The sequence below is a fragment of the Streptomyces sp. NPDC093071 genome (genome assembly GCF_044754545.1).
GTDB lineage: Bacteria > Actinomycetota > Actinomycetes > Streptomycetales > Streptomycetaceae > Streptomyces.
In genome coordinates this window covers 1,173,974-1,188,350 of the sequence record NZ_JBIVPH010000001.1, presented here as the reverse complement: position 1 = coordinate 1,188,350, position 14,377 = coordinate 1,173,974, and the positions used below count along the sequence as shown (strand labels likewise).

General features: G+C 73.3%; 15 protein-coding genes. 10 read left to right on the top strand and 5 right to left on the bottom strand.

The genetic code is table 11. The features are described 5' to 3' along the window. Window positions 1-66 precede the first annotated feature (66 nt). Window positions 67-1,125, bottom strand: coding sequence for a septation protein SepH (sepH, locus tag ACIQD7_RS04975; protein WP_079130996.1), 1,059 nt, complete (start codon window positions 1,123-1,125; stop codon window positions 67-69). Window positions 1,126-1,571: 446 nt separating this feature from the next. Here sepH and ACIQD7_RS04970 point away from each other — a divergent pair, with 446 nt between their 5' ends. After that, window positions 1,572-2,555: a hypothetical protein gene (locus ACIQD7_RS04970; protein ID WP_402439717.1), complete on the top strand. Its 984-nt coding sequence runs from the start codon at window positions 1,572-1,574 to the stop codon at window positions 2,553-2,555. Window positions 2,556-2,630: 75 nt separating this feature from the next. Here ACIQD7_RS04970 and ACIQD7_RS04965 read toward each other — a convergent pair whose 3' ends face one another. Next, window positions 2,631-3,971 (bottom strand): D-arabinono-1,4-lactone oxidase, encoded by a 1,341-nt coding sequence (locus ACIQD7_RS04965; protein WP_161374218.1) that lies wholly within the window; start codon window positions 3,969-3,971, stop codon window positions 2,631-2,633. Continuing rightward, entirely contained in the window at window positions 3,910-5,175 is a 1,266-nt protein-coding gene (locus tag ACIQD7_RS04960; protein ID WP_121828427.1) for an MFS transporter, read from the bottom strand. The genes ACIQD7_RS04965 and ACIQD7_RS04960 overlap by 62 nt, the downstream gene beginning before the upstream one ends. 285 nt (window positions 5,176-5,460) lie before the next feature. On the opposite strand from ACIQD7_RS04960, the gene ACIQD7_RS04955 reads away from it, so the two are divergent. Next, window positions 5,461-6,588 (top strand): ferrochelatase, encoded by a 1,128-nt coding sequence (locus ACIQD7_RS04955; protein ID WP_402439417.1) that lies wholly within the window; start codon window positions 5,461-5,463, stop codon window positions 6,586-6,588. 73 nt (window positions 6,589-6,661) lie between these two features. Beyond that, complete coding sequence (locus tag ACIQD7_RS04950) at window positions 6,662-7,471, top strand: inositol monophosphatase family protein (RefSeq protein WP_161373130.1); 810 nt, start codon at window positions 6,662-6,664, stop codon at window positions 7,469-7,471. A 114-nt stretch (window positions 7,472-7,585) separates the two neighbouring features. Here the strand turns inward: ACIQD7_RS04950 and ACIQD7_RS04945 are convergent, their stop codons facing one another. Next, window positions 7,586-7,759 (bottom strand): hypothetical protein, encoded by a 174-nt coding sequence (locus ACIQD7_RS04945; RefSeq protein ID WP_163013842.1) that lies wholly within the window; start codon window positions 7,757-7,759, stop codon window positions 7,586-7,588. A 347-nt stretch (window positions 7,760-8,106) separates the two neighbouring features. Here ACIQD7_RS04945 and ACIQD7_RS04940 point away from each other — a divergent pair, with 347 nt between their 5' ends. The 4 genes from ACIQD7_RS04940 (at window position 8,107) to ACIQD7_RS04925 (ending at window position 11,742) form a co-directional block, all read left to right on the top strand. Continuing rightward, window positions 8,107-8,760 carry a response regulator transcription factor gene (locus ACIQD7_RS04940; RefSeq protein ID WP_121830751.1) on the top strand — a complete coding sequence of 218 codons (654 nt, stop codon included), beginning with the start codon at window positions 8,107-8,109 and terminating at the stop codon, window positions 8,758-8,760. 4 nt (window positions 8,761-8,764) lie between these two features. Next, window positions 8,765-10,003: a sensor histidine kinase gene (locus ACIQD7_RS04935; protein WP_402439414.1), complete on the top strand. Its 1,239-nt coding sequence runs from the start codon at window positions 8,765-8,767 to the stop codon at window positions 10,001-10,003. 395 nt (window positions 10,004-10,398) lie between these two features. Continuing rightward, complete coding sequence (locus ACIQD7_RS04930; protein WP_003955561.1) at window positions 10,399-10,695, top strand: DUF4193 domain-containing protein; 297 nt, start codon at window positions 10,399-10,401, stop codon at window positions 10,693-10,695. Between the two features lie 12 nt (window positions 10,696-10,707). Continuing rightward, a complete protein-coding gene (locus tag ACIQD7_RS04925; RefSeq protein ID WP_402439412.1) occupies window positions 10,708-11,742 on the top strand; it encodes a hypothetical protein in 1,035 nt (344 codons plus the stop codon). Between the two features lie 46 nt (window positions 11,743-11,788). Here ACIQD7_RS04925 and ACIQD7_RS04920 read toward each other — a convergent pair whose 3' ends face one another. Next, window positions 11,789-12,301 carry a DUF3093 domain-containing protein gene (locus ACIQD7_RS04920; protein WP_121830746.1) on the bottom strand — a complete coding sequence of 171 codons (513 nt, stop codon included), beginning with the start codon at window positions 12,299-12,301 and terminating at the stop codon, window positions 11,789-11,791. 58 nt (window positions 12,302-12,359) lie between these two features. On the opposite strand from ACIQD7_RS04920, the gene ACIQD7_RS04915 reads away from it, so the two are divergent. Genes ACIQD7_RS04915 through ACIQD7_RS04905 form a run of 3 tightly spaced genes read left to right on the top strand, consistent with a single transcriptional unit; the run spans window position 12,360 to window position 14,216 of the window. Beyond that, window positions 12,360-12,944 (top strand): PaaI family thioesterase, encoded by a 585-nt coding sequence (locus ACIQD7_RS04915; RefSeq protein ID WP_053650144.1) that lies wholly within the window; start codon window positions 12,360-12,362, stop codon window positions 12,942-12,944. Beyond that, entirely contained in the window at window positions 12,944-13,456 is a 513-nt protein-coding gene (gene dut / locus ACIQD7_RS04910) for a dUTP diphosphatase (protein ID WP_383416367.1), read from the top strand. The genes ACIQD7_RS04915 and dut overlap by 1 nt, the downstream gene beginning before the upstream one ends. A gap of 1 nt (window position 13,457) precedes the next feature. Further along, entirely contained in the window at window positions 13,458-14,216 is a 759-nt protein-coding gene (locus ACIQD7_RS04905; RefSeq protein WP_161373133.1) for a DUF3710 domain-containing protein, read from the top strand. Window positions 14,217-14,377 lie beyond the last annotated feature (161 nt).

Here is a 14,377-nt window from a genome sequence, read left to right as displayed (position 1 = left end):
ACCGGACGCGACGGGGCCCGCGCCGTGGTCGTGGCGCGGGCCCCGTCGTACACCTCCGCACGGAGGTCAGTCCTGCTTCTTCCTCCGCGTGCCGAAGACGATCTCGTCCCAGCTGGGCACCGCCGCACGCCGCCCCGGGCGGACGCCGTCCGCCTCGGCCTGCCGGTCGGTGGTGCCGGTGAGGCGGTCGCGGTGACCGGAGACCGCGCGGGGCATGAGCACGTCGGCGTACGCGGCGCCCGCGCCCGCCGAGGCGGCCGGGGCCGGGGGCTCCTCCGCCTCGGGCTCCTCCACGGGCTCGGAGGAGTCCGGCTGCTCGGGCACGACCATGTCGCCCCGGAAGCTCGGCACGGCCTCCAGGAGGCTGGTCAGGGAGTCCCGCTCGTCCTCCGCCTCGGGCGGCGGCGCGGGGGCCCGCTCCAGCTGGCGGTCCAGGGCGCGGTCGAGCGGCCGGTCCCGGGGCAGCCGGGCGATGCGCGGCACGAACGGGAAGCTGGGCTCCGGCGCGGCGGCGATCGTGTCGTCCGTCTCGCCGATCAGGGCCCGCGCCTCGTCGTCCACGGCCTGGACGAGCCGCCGGGGCGGGTCGTACGTCCAGCTGGCCGTGTGGACCTCGCCCGCGACGCGGTAGACGAGCAGCACCTCCCAGGTGCCGTCGTCCCGCCGCCAGGAGTCCCACTGCACGGTGTCCTTCTCGGCGCCGCGCAGCAGCAGTCGCTCCTGCACCGCCTCGCCGAGCTGGGGGCCGCTGTTCTCCCCGGGCCTGCGGACCGGGGTCTTGCGGGCCCGCTCCGCCATGAAGGCGCGCTCCGCGAGCACGGGGCCCTCGAAGCGGCGCACGCGGTCGACGGGGATGCCGGCGAGCTGGGCGACCTCCTCCGCGGAGGCACCGGCTCGTATCCGCGCCTGGATGTCACGGGGGCGGAGGTGGCTCTCCACCTCGATCTCGATCTGGCCGAGGCGCGCGCGGTCGTTGCGCACGGCGGCGCGGAGCCGCTCGTCGATCGGAAGTGTGTACTCCGTGCTGTCAGCAGCCTTCAGCACCAGTCGTGTGCCGTCGTTGGAGACGGCCACGACACGCAGTTCGGGCATGGGGACCTCCCGGGTGGTGCCTGCCGACGTCACGTGCGTCGCTGCTTCCGCTAGTCGAGTGTGGCCTGCCCGGGTGCAGCCTGCCACTACCTTGCCGAGTTGCCCGGCGTGTCGGGCATGGACCCTGGAACGCCGTTATGGCACGGTTACCCCTTCACTACCCGGAGTGACTGGCGGTCACTCCTCGTGATCGGTCTCCGTGCGATGCCGCGGCGCCGCCGGTTCGAGCGCCGTCTCCGGCTCCCTTCCCGTGATCGCGGGCACCCGTGAGGGCGTCCGGACCCAGGTTTCGTCAATGTACTCCATTCGGGCCACCTGGGTGGACAGGCGCGCCGCCCAACTTCTCGGACGGCACGGGAGTTGGGTCTCCGCGCCTCCTTCCGCGCGTGTCCCTCTTCACAGAAACACCGGAAACGGAACTATTCCCTTCCCCCATTTGTCCCTTCTGGGTGCAAGGCACTCGGATGAGTCAGCAGGGGTTGGAGATGCGCCACAGGCCGGAAACCGACACGGACGAGCCGGAGGAGGCGAAGACGGAGGAGCGGGAGAAGGACGAGGAGAGCGGCAGGAGAAGGATCGACCTGAGCGTGGCGCAGGTCTCGGGCAGCGCCCTGGCCGCGGTCATCGCGGCCAAGCTCGCCTCGACCCTGGGGGTGTACGGCACGATCATCGGCGCCGGTGTGATCAGCGTCATCGCCACCTGCGGCGGCCCGTTCTTCCAGTACGTCTTCCGGCGCACCGGCGAGCAGGTCCGCGACGCGACCGCCGCCGCCCGGCCCAGGGCCCGGCAGGTCCCGCTCGCGGCCGGCACCGCGTCGGCGGCGAGCACCGCGCCCGGGCGGGACGACCCCACCCTGCTGCTCGCCGCGGTCCCGCCGCCCCTCCCGGAACGGGAGGAGTTCGGCGAGGCGACCACCCACGGCACCCGGGTCCGGGGCTGGAAGCGCCCGGCGATCGCCGCCGCCCTGGTCTTCGGCGTCACCATGGGCGGCATCACCGCCTACGAGCTGGTCGCGGGGGAGGACTTCAGCGGCCGGCAGGGGACCACCACCTTCGGCTCGGCCGTCCGTGGCGGCGGGCACGGCGGACAGGAGGCGCCGGACCCGGGCGGGGAGACCACGCCCGCGCCCTCCGGCCCGTCCGCCGGCACCGGCCGGCCCGACGACCCCGCCCCCTCCGGGTCCGGGTCCACCCCGGGCTCCGGCGGGCGGGACTCCGGGCGGCCGGACACCGGACGGGACGGAAGCGGGACCCCGTCGGCCGAGCCGACCCCCTCCGCGTCCACCGGCGGCGGGACGACGCCCGCGCCGGAGCCGACCGGCCCCACGACGGGACCGACCGCCCCGACCCTGGACCCGTCCACCGGCCCGGGACCGACCGGGGTCCCGACCACCCCGTCGGTCCCGGCGCCTGCGGGACCCGACACCGGGTCCGGCCCCGGCGCGGAGCCCGGAGCCGAATGATGAGAACGGCCGCCACGCACGCGTGGCGGCCGTTCTCATGCACCGACTTCATGCACCGACTTCATGCGCCGATCGTCAGTCGCCGAGGATCCGCCGCAGGTGGTCGTTGGCGAAGAGCCGGTCCGGGTCGAGCCGGTCGCGCAGCGCCGTGAACTCGGCGAAGCGCGGGTAGACCTCGGAGAAGTAGGCGGCGTCGCGGGTGTGCAGCTTGCCCCAGTGGGGACGCCCCCCGTGCGCCGTCATGATGCGCTCCACCGCCGTGAAGTACGCCCGGTGGGGCGTTCCCCGGTAGAGGTGGACGGCGATGTAGGCGGTCTCCCGGCCCGAGGCCGTGGACAGCGCGATGTCGTCCGCCGGGGCCGTGCGCACCTCCACCGGGAAGCTCACCTTGAGCGGCGACCGCTCGACCATCGCCTTGACCTCCCGCAGCGCGGCGACCGCCGCCTCGCGCGGCAGCGCGTACTCCATCTCCACGAAGCGCACCCGGCGCGGCGAGGTGAAGACCTTGTACGGGATGTCGGTGTACGTACGGGCCGACAGGGCCCGGCTGGAGACCTTGGCGAGCGCGGGGACGACCGGCGGCACCGCCTTGCCGAGCGAGCAGGCGAGCTGGAAGACCCCGTTCGAGAGGAGCTCGTCCTCCACCCAGCCGCTGATCCGCCCGGGGGGAGCGGCGGGGCCCGCGCTGCGGTTGTTGCGCTTGGTGTTGCAGTTGTCCGTGTGGGGGAACCAGTAGAACTCGAAGTGCTCGTTCTCCGCGTGCAGCGCGTCGAACTCCGAGGTGACCCGGTCGAAGGTCATCGGCTCCTCGCGCGCGGTGAGCAGGAAGACCGGCTCCACCGCGAAGGTGATCGCGGTGACCACGCCGAGGGCGCCGAGCCCGATCCGGGCGGCCGCGAAGACCTCCGGGTTCTCCTTCTCCGAACAGGTCAGCAGCTGTCCGTCGGCCGTCACCAGTTCGAGGGCGCGGATCTGGGCCGCTATCGACGCCGAGTCGCGGCCCGTGCCGTGCGTGCCGGTGGAGACGGCCCCGGCGACGGTCTGCTCCATGATGTCGCCCATGTTCGTGAGCGACAGGCCCTCCCGGGCCAGTGCCACGTTGAGCCGCTTCAGCGAGGTGCCGGACTCGACCGTCACGGTCATCGCCTCGCGGTCGATCCGCCGGATCCCGGTCAGCAGGCCCGGCCGGATCAGCACGCCGTCGGTGGCCGCGATCGGGGTGAAGGAGTGGCCGGTGCCGACCGTCTTCACCCGCAGCCCGTCCTCGGCCGCCCGGCGCACCGCCTCGGCGAGCTCCTCGGCCGAGGCCGGGCTCACCTCGCGGGCCGGGCGGGAGGTGACGTTCCCCGCCCAGTTACGCCACGGACCGCTCGCCGTCCTGCTGCTCCCCGACTCCGCTGTCGTCGTCCCGCTCACGCTGCCCCTCCCGGTTCGGCACCGGCCTGCGCAGCCGGCGGTGTCCGAGGAGACCCACCGCGACCGCGACCGCGCCCGAGACGACGGGCACCACGTACCCCGCTTCCGCTCCCGACGCGTCGACCACCCAGCCCGCGGCGGAGGAGCCGAGCGCCACGCCGATCGCGAGACCCGTACCCGTCCAGGTCATGCCCTCGGTCAGCTTGGTGCGCGGTACGTGCGCTTCGACGAGGGCCATCGTGGTCACCATCGTAGGTGCGATGGACAGGCCCGCGACGAAGAGCGCCACGGCCAGCAACGGAAGGTTCCCGGCCAGTAGGAGGGGGATCATACTCACGGCCATCGCGCAGACGCCCAGCAGCCACCTGCGGGACGGCTCGCCCTTGAGGTGGAGCAGCCCGAAGACGGCTCCGGCCAGACAGGAGCCCAGCGCGTACACGGCCAGGACGAGGCTGGCGGCGGCCTTGTGGCCCCGCTCCTCGGCGAAGGCCACGGTCACCACGTCCACCGAGCCGAAGATGGCGCCGGTGGCGACGAAGGCGAGGACCAGGACCCGCAGTCCGGGGGAGCGGAGCAGGGAGGCGTCCCGCTCGCCGCTCCGCCGGGGGTGCGGCCGGGGCTCCGTGGCGCGCTGCGCGGTCAGCCAGAAGACGCCGATCGCGAGGAACACCCCGGCGAGCAGCGGACCGGCCTCGGGGAACCAGGTCGTCGACAGGCCGATGGAGATGATCGGGCCGAAGATGAAGCACACCTCGTCGACGATCGACTCCCAGGAGTACGCCGTGTGCAGGCTGCGTCCCTCGCCCCGGTAGATCTCCGCCCAGCGGGCCCGGATCATCGCGCCGACGCTCGGCACGCAGCCGATCACGGCGGTGAACACGAAGAGCGTCCAGTCCGGGGCCTCCTGCTGCACGCAGAGCAGCAGCCCGGCGCCCGCGGCGAGCGACACCAGCGTCACCGGCCGGAGCACCCGGCGCTGCCCGTGCCGGTCGACCAGGCGCGAGACCAGCGGGCCGAGGACGGCGGCGGACATCGCGAGCGTCGCCGAGAGCGCGCCGGCCAGGCCGTACCGGCCGGTGACCTGCGAGATCATGGTGACGATGCCGATGCCCATCATGGACAGGGGCATCCGGCCGAAGAAGCCGGCGACGGAGAACGACGCGGCTCCGGGTGCCGCGAAGATCGCGCGGTAGGGACTGGGCAAGAGGGTCTCCGGAATCTCCGTGCTTCGGAGCGTGCTCCGCGCGACGACTCGACACGTGCTCCTGCGCGATCGCCGGGCACGTGTAGTTAACAGCTAAAGCCTACGGCTTTGAACTGCATGGGTCATCCCCCTTTTCGGACGACCGGCACCGACGCCCGCCACGCCCCCTCCCGGCGGGCCGCGCCGCGCCATCGCCCCGATTCCGGCGGGTCCCGCCCCCGCCGCCCCGCCCTTTCCGACGGGCCGCGCCCCCCGGTGTCACGGCCGGGTGGGAGGATCGGTGCCATGTCCGATCAGCACGATCCCGCCCCGTACGACGCCCTGCTGCTGCTCTCCTTCGGCGGCCCCGAGGGCCCGGACGACGTGGTCCCGTTCCTGGAGAACGTGACGCGCGGCCGCGGCATCCCGAAGGAACGGCTCAAGGAGGTGGGGCAGCACTACTTCCTCTTCGGCGGCGTCTCCCCGATCAACGACCAGAACCGCGCGCTCCTCGACGCGCTGCGGACGGACTTCGCGCAGGCCGGACTCGGCCTCCCGGTCTACTGGGGCAACCGGAACTGGGCGCCGTACCTCACCGACACCCTCCGGGAGATGATCACCGACGGCCGGCGCCGCATCGCCGTCCTCGCCACCAGCGCCTACGCCTCCTACTCCGGCTGCCGCCAGTACCGCGAGAACCTCGCCGACGCGCTCGCGACCCTGGAGGCGGAGGGCCTCCCGCTGCCCCGCGTCGACAAGCTCCGGCACTACTTCAACCACCCCGGCTTCCTCCAGCCCATGGTCGAGGGCGTCCTCGCCTCCCTCGCCGACCTCGACCCCGCCGTACGGGACGGCGCCCACCTCGCCTTCACCACCCACTCCATCCCCGACTCCGCCGCCGACACCTCGGGACCGGCCCGCGAGCACGGCGAGGGCGGGGCCTACGTGCGCCAGCACCTCGACGTGGCGCGGACGATCGCCGCCGCCGTACGCGAGCGGACCGGCACCGACCACCCCTGGAAGCTCGTCTACCAGTCCCGCAGCGGCGCCCCCCACATCCCGTGGCTGGAGCCCGACATCTGCGACCACCTGGAGGAGCTGCACGCCGCCGGGGCGCCCGCCGCCGTCATGGTCCCGATCGGCTTCGTCTCCGACCACATGGAGGTCCTCTACGACCTCGACACCGAGGCCACGGCCAAGGCGGCCGAGCTCGGCCTGCCCGTCCGGCGCTCGGCCACCGTCGGCTCCGACCCCCGCTTCGCCGCCGCCGTCCGCGACCTCGTCCTGGAGCGGGCCGCCGGGGAGCGCGGGATCCGGGTGGAGCGGTGCGCCCTGGGCGCGCTCGGGCCCTCCCACGACCTGTGCCCGACCGGCTGCTGTCCGGCGCGCACGGAGCGGCCCGCGGCGGCCGGCGCCGACAGCCCCTACGCGTGAGGGCACCGGCGCGCGAGCGAAGCCGTACGCGTAAGTGAAGCCCGTGATCCGCCCGTACGCGCAAGGAGATTCCATGACCGAGGTTCCCGACCCCCTGCTCACCGAGCTGCACGAGCTCGCCCTGGAGGCCGCGCGCCGGGCCGGAGCGCTGCTGCGCGACGGCCGGCCCGACGACCTGACCGTGGCGAAGACCAAGACGAGCCCCATCGACGTGGTCACCGAGATGGACATCGCCGCCGAGAAGCTGATCACCGGCTTCCTCGCCGAGCACCGCCCGCAGGACGGCCTCCTCGGCGAGGAGGGCGCCGCCACCCCCGGCACCAGCGGCGTGCGCTGGGTCATCGACCCCCTCGACGGCACCGTGAACTACCTGTACGGCCTGCCCACCTGGGGCGTCTCGATCGCCGCCGAACGGGACGGCGAGACCGTCGTCGGCGTGGTCGAGGCACCGCTGCGCGGCGAGACGTACCACGCGGTCCTCGGGCGCGGCGCGCACGCGGGGGACCGGCGGCTCGCCGTCCGCCCCTCGCCCCCGCTCGACCAGGCCCTGCTCGGCACCGGCTTCGCCTACGTCCAGACCCGGCGCGCCCACCAGGCCGACGTGGCCCGGCGGGTGATCCCGCGCGTCCGCGACATCCGGCGCGGCGGCTCGGCCGCCCTCGACCTCTGCGACGTCGCCGCGGGCCGCCTCGACGCCTACTACGAGCGCGGCCTCAACCCCTGGGACCTCGCGGCGGGCGCGCTGATCGCCCGCGAGGCGGGCGCCCTGACCGGCGGCCGCCCCGGCGAGCCGGAGTCCGGCGACCTGACCGTCGCGGCCTCCCCGGGCCTCTTCGCGCCCCTCCAGGAGCTCCTGGAGGAGCTGGGGGCCTGGCACGACTGAGCACGACCGACCCGCCCCGGCGGGCCGGGAGCGGACGGACGAGGGCCCCGGTGCCGGGACGGCACCGGGGCCCTGCGCGGGTGTACGGCTCCACCGGTCGGAGCGGCGGGGCGGTCAGGCGCCCGGCACGGCCACCTCCACGCCGTGCTCGGCGGCCAGGCGGTGCAGGTCCTCCAGCTCCGCCTGCTCCACCTCCACCAGGTAGTCGTCTCCCGTCTCACGCGCCCGCGTGAGGTCCGTCTGCGTGGTCCTGATGCGGTGCAGCAGGCCGGCGGTGAAAGCGTCCATCGTGCGCCCCCTCGTCGTGGGTCCGGTGGCACGGGGGTGTGCCGAGGGTGGGTCGGATCACGCGCTGTGGTCTCTGGGGGACAGAGAGCGTCGGGTGGCGCGCCACATACAGGGCGTGATCGCGGGGTGTGCAGTCGTCCTCCCCAGCCCCTTCCTCAGGGAAACCTCAACTGGCCCGCGAATCAGGTGAATTCTCGGTGCCCCCTGCCGCGCCCCCGCCCGGCCCGGCCCCGCACCGCCGTCTTACAGCCGGTTTACGCGCGTACGGGGCAGGATGGACACCCACAGTCAGCTCAGGCATCGGCCGCTCCCGACCCGGGTCGCGGCCAGAGGGAAGGATGTACGACGTGCGCGTACTCGTCGTCGAGGACGAGCAGCTGCTCGCCGATGCGGTGGCCACCGGACTGCGCCGGGAGGCCATGGCCGTCGACGTCGTGTACGACGGCGCGGCGGCCCTGGAGCGCGTGGGGGTCAACGACTACGACGTCGTCGTCCTCGACCGCGACCTCCCCCTCGTGCACGGCGACGACGTCTGCCGCCGGATCGTGGAGCTGGGGATGCCCACCCGCGTCCTGATGCTCACCGCCTCCGGCGACGTCAGCGACCGGGTGGAGGGCCTCGAACTGGGCGCGGACGACTACCTCCCCAAGCCCTTCGCCTTCACCGAGCTCACCGCGCGCGTGCGGGCCCTCGGCCGCCGCACGTCCGTGCCCCTCCCGCCCGTCCTGGAGCGCGCCGGCATCAAGCTCGACCCGAACCGCCGCGAGGTCTTCCGCGACGGCCGCGAGGTCCAGCTCGCGCCGAAGGAGTTCGCCGTCCTGGAGGTCCTCATGCGCAGCGAGGGCGCCGTCGTCTCGGCCGAGCAGCTCCTGGAGAAGGCCTGGGACGAGAACACCGACCCGTTCACCAACGTGGTGCGCGTCACCGTCATGACCCTGCGCCGCAAGCTCGGGGAGCCCCCCGTCATCGTCACCGTGCCCGGCTCCGGCTACCGGATCTGAGTCCATGGCCACGACCCCCGCGCCCCACCCCCAGGCGCCCCCCAAGCCGACCTGGGACCCCCGGGACCCCGTCCGCCCGCTCCTGCGCCCGACCATCCGGATACGGCTCACCCTGCTGTACGGCGGGATGTTCCTGATCGCGGGCATCCTGCTGCTCTCGATCATCTACCTCTTCACCGCGCAGGCCCTCAGCGACAGCGCGGCCCAGCTGCCCTTCAAGATCGTCAAGGGCGAGGTCCAGGCCACCACCTCCTGGTGCAACCTGCCCGACACCGGCACCGTCGAGCAGTTCAACGACGCGGTGTCGGTCTGCCTCCGGCACCAGAGCGACCTGGCTCTGGACGACCTGCTGCGCCGCTCGCTGTTCGCCCTGCTGGGCCTGAGCATCATCGCCTTCGCCTTCGGCTACGCCATGGCGGGACGGGTGCTCTCCCCGCTCGGCCGGATCACCCGCACCGCCCGCCAGGTGGCCGGCTCGGACCTGTCCCGGCGGATCGAGCTGGACGGCCCGGACGACGAGCTGAAGGAGCTCGCCGACACCTTCGACGAGATGCTGGAGCGCCTGGAGCGGGCCTTCACCGCCCAGCAGCGGTTCGTCGCGAACGCCTCGCACGAGCTGCGGACCCCGCTGGCGATCAACCGCACCCTTCTGGAGGTGCACCTCTCGGACCCCGGGGCGCCCGTGGAGCTCCAGCAGCTCGGCAAGACCCTGCTCGCCACCAACGAGCGCAGCGAGCAGCTCGTCGAGGGCCTGCTGCTGCTCGCCCGGAGCGACAACCAGATCATCGAGCGCAAGCCCGTCGACCTCGCCGAGGTCGCCGAGCGGGGCGTCGACCAGGTGCACGCCGAGGCCGAGGCCAGGGGCGTCGAGATCCGCGGCGAGCGCGCGCCCGCCGTCGTCCAGGGCAACGGCGTCCTGCTCGAACGGATCGCCCTGAACCTGCTCCAGAACGCCGTGCGGTACAACGTGCCGGAGGGCGGCTGGGTGGAGGTCACCACCGGGACCGACCACGGCCAGGCGGTCCTGGTCGTCTCGAACACGGGACCCGTGGTCCCCGCGTACGAGATCGACAACCTCTTCGAGCCGTTCCGGCGGCTCCGGCAGGAGCGGACCGGCAGCGACAAGGGAGTCGGTCTCGGCCTGTCGATCGCCCGGTCCGTGGCCCGCGCCCACGGCGGCCGTATCATCGCGGAGCCCCGCGAGGGCGGCGGTCTCGTGATGCGCGTCACTCTGCCGATCTGACACACTGCACGAGCCGACCGGTTCCGTTCGCTTTGCGCGGAATTCCGCAGCCCCACTCCTGAGACGCTCATGTGTGATCGATCACAGGACGGGGTGTGCGGGCATCCACTCTCCGTGACCGGGAAATCCCTCCGAAAACCAGGAAAAGTCCGGGTTTTCGGGACCCCGAATGACGGGAAGTACACGGGGTGGCGCCTGCGAGGGACGCCCGCCGGACCGTGTACGGTCCGGTTCGCCACCCGAAGCCGATCACTCGTGAGAGGGCGCGACGGGTGTCGATTGAGTAACAGACCTTGATGTGAGGCAAAATCTCCGCCTCAGGTCGGGCACAAGTCCGACCTCTCACGCGTTACGTGCGCTGGAGACACCGCAACCACCCAGAGGGGGAGAGCGACATGGCAACGGATTACGACACCCCACGCAAGACCGACGACGACGTCGACTCGGACAGCCTTGAGGAACTGAAGGCCCGCCGGAACGACAAGTCGACCTCGACCGTCGACGTCGACGAGTTCGAGGCCGCCGAAGGCCTGGAGCTTCCCGGCGCCGACCTCTCGAACGAGGAGCTGGCCGTCCGGGTCCTGCCCAAGCAGGCCGACGAGTTCACCTGCATGAGCTGCTTCCTCGTGCACCACCGGAGCCAGCTGGCCCGGGAGAAGAACGGTCAGCCCATCTGCCGCGACTGCGACTGAGAACGCTCGACCGTGGCAGGCGACACACCGTCCCGGAAGCGGCGTCTGCGGCTCCCCGGGAGCTCGCGGACGGACAAGGGCGGACCAGGCCCGGCAGAGGGCGCCCAGGAGGCCCCTGACGCCGAGCCCACCGCCTCCCTGCCCTCCCTCGGCGCACGTGACGACGAGCGGGGCCTACCGGCCTCGCTCGAAACGGCCGCCGGACCGGAGGCACCCCTCCCCGCCGAGCGGGGCACGGGGCAGGACGACGGGTCGCCCGTCGAAGCACGACGGGCCGGGCGCCTCGACGCCGTCAAACGGCTCGCCGACCCCGCACGGGGCCGGCTCGACAGGATGAAGATCGACCCCGACCGGATCGACGCCGTCCGGCGCGGCGTCGCGCAGGGCGTCAAGCGCGGCGGAGACGGCGCCAGGGCCGGCATCGGCTACCTGGCCGACCGGCTGATCGACCTCGCCCCGCGGATCCCCGTCCGCGACCTGGCGACCCTCCGCAGACAGTTCCCCGGGCTCGGCCCCGAGGAGATCGCCGACAAGCTGGTCACCGGCGCGGCGAATGCCTCCTCCACCGTGGGCGCCGGCATCGGCGCCGCCGCCATGCTCCCCGTGCCCCCGGCCATGCCGGCCGAACTGGCGGCCGAGATCACCGGCGTCGCCGCCGTGGAGCTCAAGCTCATCGCCGAACTGCACGAGGTGTACGGGCTGCGTCCCCCCGGCCGGCTCACCCAGCGCTCGGCGGCCTATCTGACCTCCTGGGCCGAGGAGCGGGGCATCGACCCCACCAAGCCCACCACCGTCAACGCGGCCCTCGGCGGACAGCTCAAGCGCGAACTGCGCCAGCAGATCATGAAGCGCATGGTGCGCAACCTGCCGAACCTCATGCCGTTCATGGTGGGAGCCGCCGTCGGCGCGGTCATGAACCGCCGCGACACCAAGAAGCTCGCCGCGCGCATCCGCAAGGACCTGCGCGACCGCCAGATCCCCTGGGACGCCCTCCCGGAGCTGCCCCCGCTGGAGCGGCCCGAGAACCCGCCGGAACTGGGCTTCTAGCCGCGCCCGCCGGACCCGGGGCCGTCGTGGCCCCGGCCGCCCGCCGTCAGTCCCCGGCGCCGGTCCGTACGGCGTCGACCGCCGCCGCCAGCTCCTCCGGCTCGCGGCTCGACAGGTACACGTACGGCGTCGGGTCCGCCGGGTCCGTGATCTCGATCCGCACCGCCCGCGGCACATAGCTGCGCATCAGCATGAAGGCGCGCGGATCCGCCTTGTGCGTGCGCCAGGCGCGCGCCTCCTCCGCGTCGAGCACCTCGACCGCCCCCAGGGCGGAGACCGGGATCCGCGCGTCGCCCGCCACCAGCGAACCGGCCACCACCCGGACGCGGGCGGAGCCGTACGAGGAGACCGCGGCACCGGCGAGCACCGCCGCCACGATCAGGCCGCCCAGCATCGGGACCGTCCCGAACGGGAACATGATCAGACCGCCGGACAGGCCGAGCAGACCCGCGATCGCCCACCAGGAACCGGGCGCCGTCAGCCGCTCGTCGAAGCGCGGCGCCGCGGGGGAGGCGGAGGACTCGGGGGAGGGGGCCGGGGACGGTACGGAAGGCTGCATGGGTCCAAGCTTGGCACGGCGCGACCCGCGTGCGCCCGCGCGGGTAAGGTCTGCGCCTGTGACTGCAACATCTGCCGCCCTCACCCCGCCCGCCGACGCCATAGCGCCGGTACGCCACCCCGACGCGCCGGCCCCCGGCGAGCTGCTCGGCTCGCACTACGGGCACTGTTTCGGGTGCGGCGGCGGGCAGCCCCACGGCCTCCACCTGGAGGCGCGGGCGGGCGAGGGCGTGACCGTCACCGCCGAGTTCACGGTGACCTCCGACCACCAGGGCGCCCCCGGCCTCGCGCACGGCGGCGTCCTCGCCACCGCGCTCGACGAGACCCTCGGCTCCCTCAACTGGCTGCTGCGGGTCATCGCCGTGACCGGACGCCTGGAGACCGACTTCCTCCGGCCCGTACCGGTCGGCACCGTCCTCCACCTGGAGGCCGCCGTCACCGCCGTGCACGGCCGCAAGCTCTACTCGACCGCCGTCGGCCGGATCGGCGGGCCCGAGGGCCCCGTCGCCGTCCGCGCCGACGCCCTCTTCATCGAGGTCAAGGTCGACCACTTCATCGACAACGGGCGCCCGGAGGAGATCCGGGCGGCCATGTCCGACCCCGACCAGGTCAGGCGCGCCCGCGCCTTCGAGGTGAACCCCTGATGCGCAACCCCGTCGACGTACTGATCCGGCGCGTGGACCCCGAGGTCCCCGTCCCGGCCTACGGACACCCCGGCGACGCCGGTGCCGACCTCGTGACCACGGAGGCCGCCGTACTGGCCCCCGGCGAGCGCGCCGTGCTGCCCACCGGTGTCGCCCTGGCCCTCCCCGACGGGTACGCCGCCTTCGTGCATCCGCGCTCCGGCCTCGCGGCCCGCTGCGGAGTGGCGCTCGTGAATGCCCCGGGGACGGTGGATGCCGGGTACCGTGGAGAGATCAAGGTGATCGTGGTCAATCTCGACCCGCGCGAGAGCGTGCGGTTCGAGCGATTCGACCGGATTGCTCAACTCGTCGTCCAGCAGGTCGAGAAGGTCCGCTTCCACGAGGTGGCGGAACTTCCCGGTTCGGCGCGGGCCGAGGGGGGCTTCGGGTCCACCGGCGGTCACGCCGCCGTGGACGGCACAACGGGTGGGAATCGATACGCTTCGGCCGTATCCGACCGGGAAGGACAGTGACGTGTTCGGACGTCGCAAGAAGAGCGGTGCCGCCGAGGACGCGGCGGGCGAGGCCGAGCAGGTCGTCGACGCGGTGGAGGACGAGGACGCGGCCGAGCCGCGTCGGGTGAACCTCCCGCCCGCGCCCCGGCCCGACGGGCCCTGGGACATCTCCGAGGTCACCAAGCCCGACGAGGGCCGCGTGGACCTCGGCGGGGTCTTCGTACCCGGCGTCGAGGGAATGGAGCTGCGGGTCGAGGTGGCGGGCGACGCGATCGTCGCGGCCACCGTCGTGCTGCGCGACAGCGCCGTGCAGCTCCAGGCCTTCGCCGCCCCCAAGAACGAGGGCATCTGGGGCGAGGTCCGCGACGAGATCGCCACGGGCATCGTCCAGCAGGGCGGTGTCATCGACGAGGTCGAGGGGCCGCTGGGCTGGGAGCTGCGCGCGCAGGTCCCCGTGCAGCTGCCGGACGGCAACCGGGGCGTGCAGCTCGTGCGCTTCGTGGGCGTCGACGGGCCCCGCTGGTTCCTGCGCGGAGTGATCTCCGGGCAGGGCGCGGTCCAGCCGGAGGCGGCCGGGCTCCTGGAGCAGATCGTCCGCGACACCGTGGTCGTCCGCGGTGACGGCCCGATGGCCCCGCGCGACCCGATCGTCCTCAAGCTGCCGAACGACGCGCAGATGGTGCCGGACGGCGTCCAGCAGGAGGAGCAGGAGAACTCCCGCTTCTCCGGCGGCATGGGCCAGCTCCAGCGCGGTCCGGAGATCTCCGAGATCCGCTGACCGGCGGGCTCCGGAAGCCCTTGGACAGGGCCGGTGGGCCGTTTCCCGTACGAGAGGTACGGGAAACGGCCCACCGGCTTTTCCGTCGGCTCCCCGCTTTCCCGCCGGACCTTTCCTCACCGGCTTCCCGCTTCCTCGCTTTCCCGCCGCCCCCGGTGGTC

Coding starts and splice junctions, on each gene's coding strand:
- ACIQD7_RS04945 (WP_163013842.1), bottom strand. CDS start 7,759: ATGGACGCTTTCACCGCCGGCCTGCTGCACCGCATCAGGACCACGCAG.
- ACIQD7_RS04950 (WP_161373130.1), top strand. CDS start 6,662: ATGACCGAGGTTCCCGACCCCCTGCTCACCGAGCTGCACGAGCTCGCC.
- ACIQD7_RS04955 (WP_402439417.1), top strand. CDS start 5,461: ATGTCCGATCAGCACGATCCCGCCCCGTACGACGCCCTGCTGCTGCTC.
- dut (WP_383416367.1), top strand. CDS start 12,944: ATGCGCAACCCCGTCGACGTACTGATCCGGCGCGTGGACCCCGAGGTC.
- ACIQD7_RS04920 (WP_121830746.1), bottom strand. CDS start 12,301: ATGCAGCCTTCCGTACCGTCCCCGGCCCCCTCCCCCGAGTCCTCCGCC.
- ACIQD7_RS04930 (WP_003955561.1), top strand. CDS start 10,399: ATGGCAACGGATTACGACACCCCACGCAAGACCGACGACGACGTCGAC.
- ACIQD7_RS04935 (WP_402439414.1), top strand. CDS start 8,765: ATGGCCACGACCCCCGCGCCCCACCCCCAGGCGCCCCCCAAGCCGACC.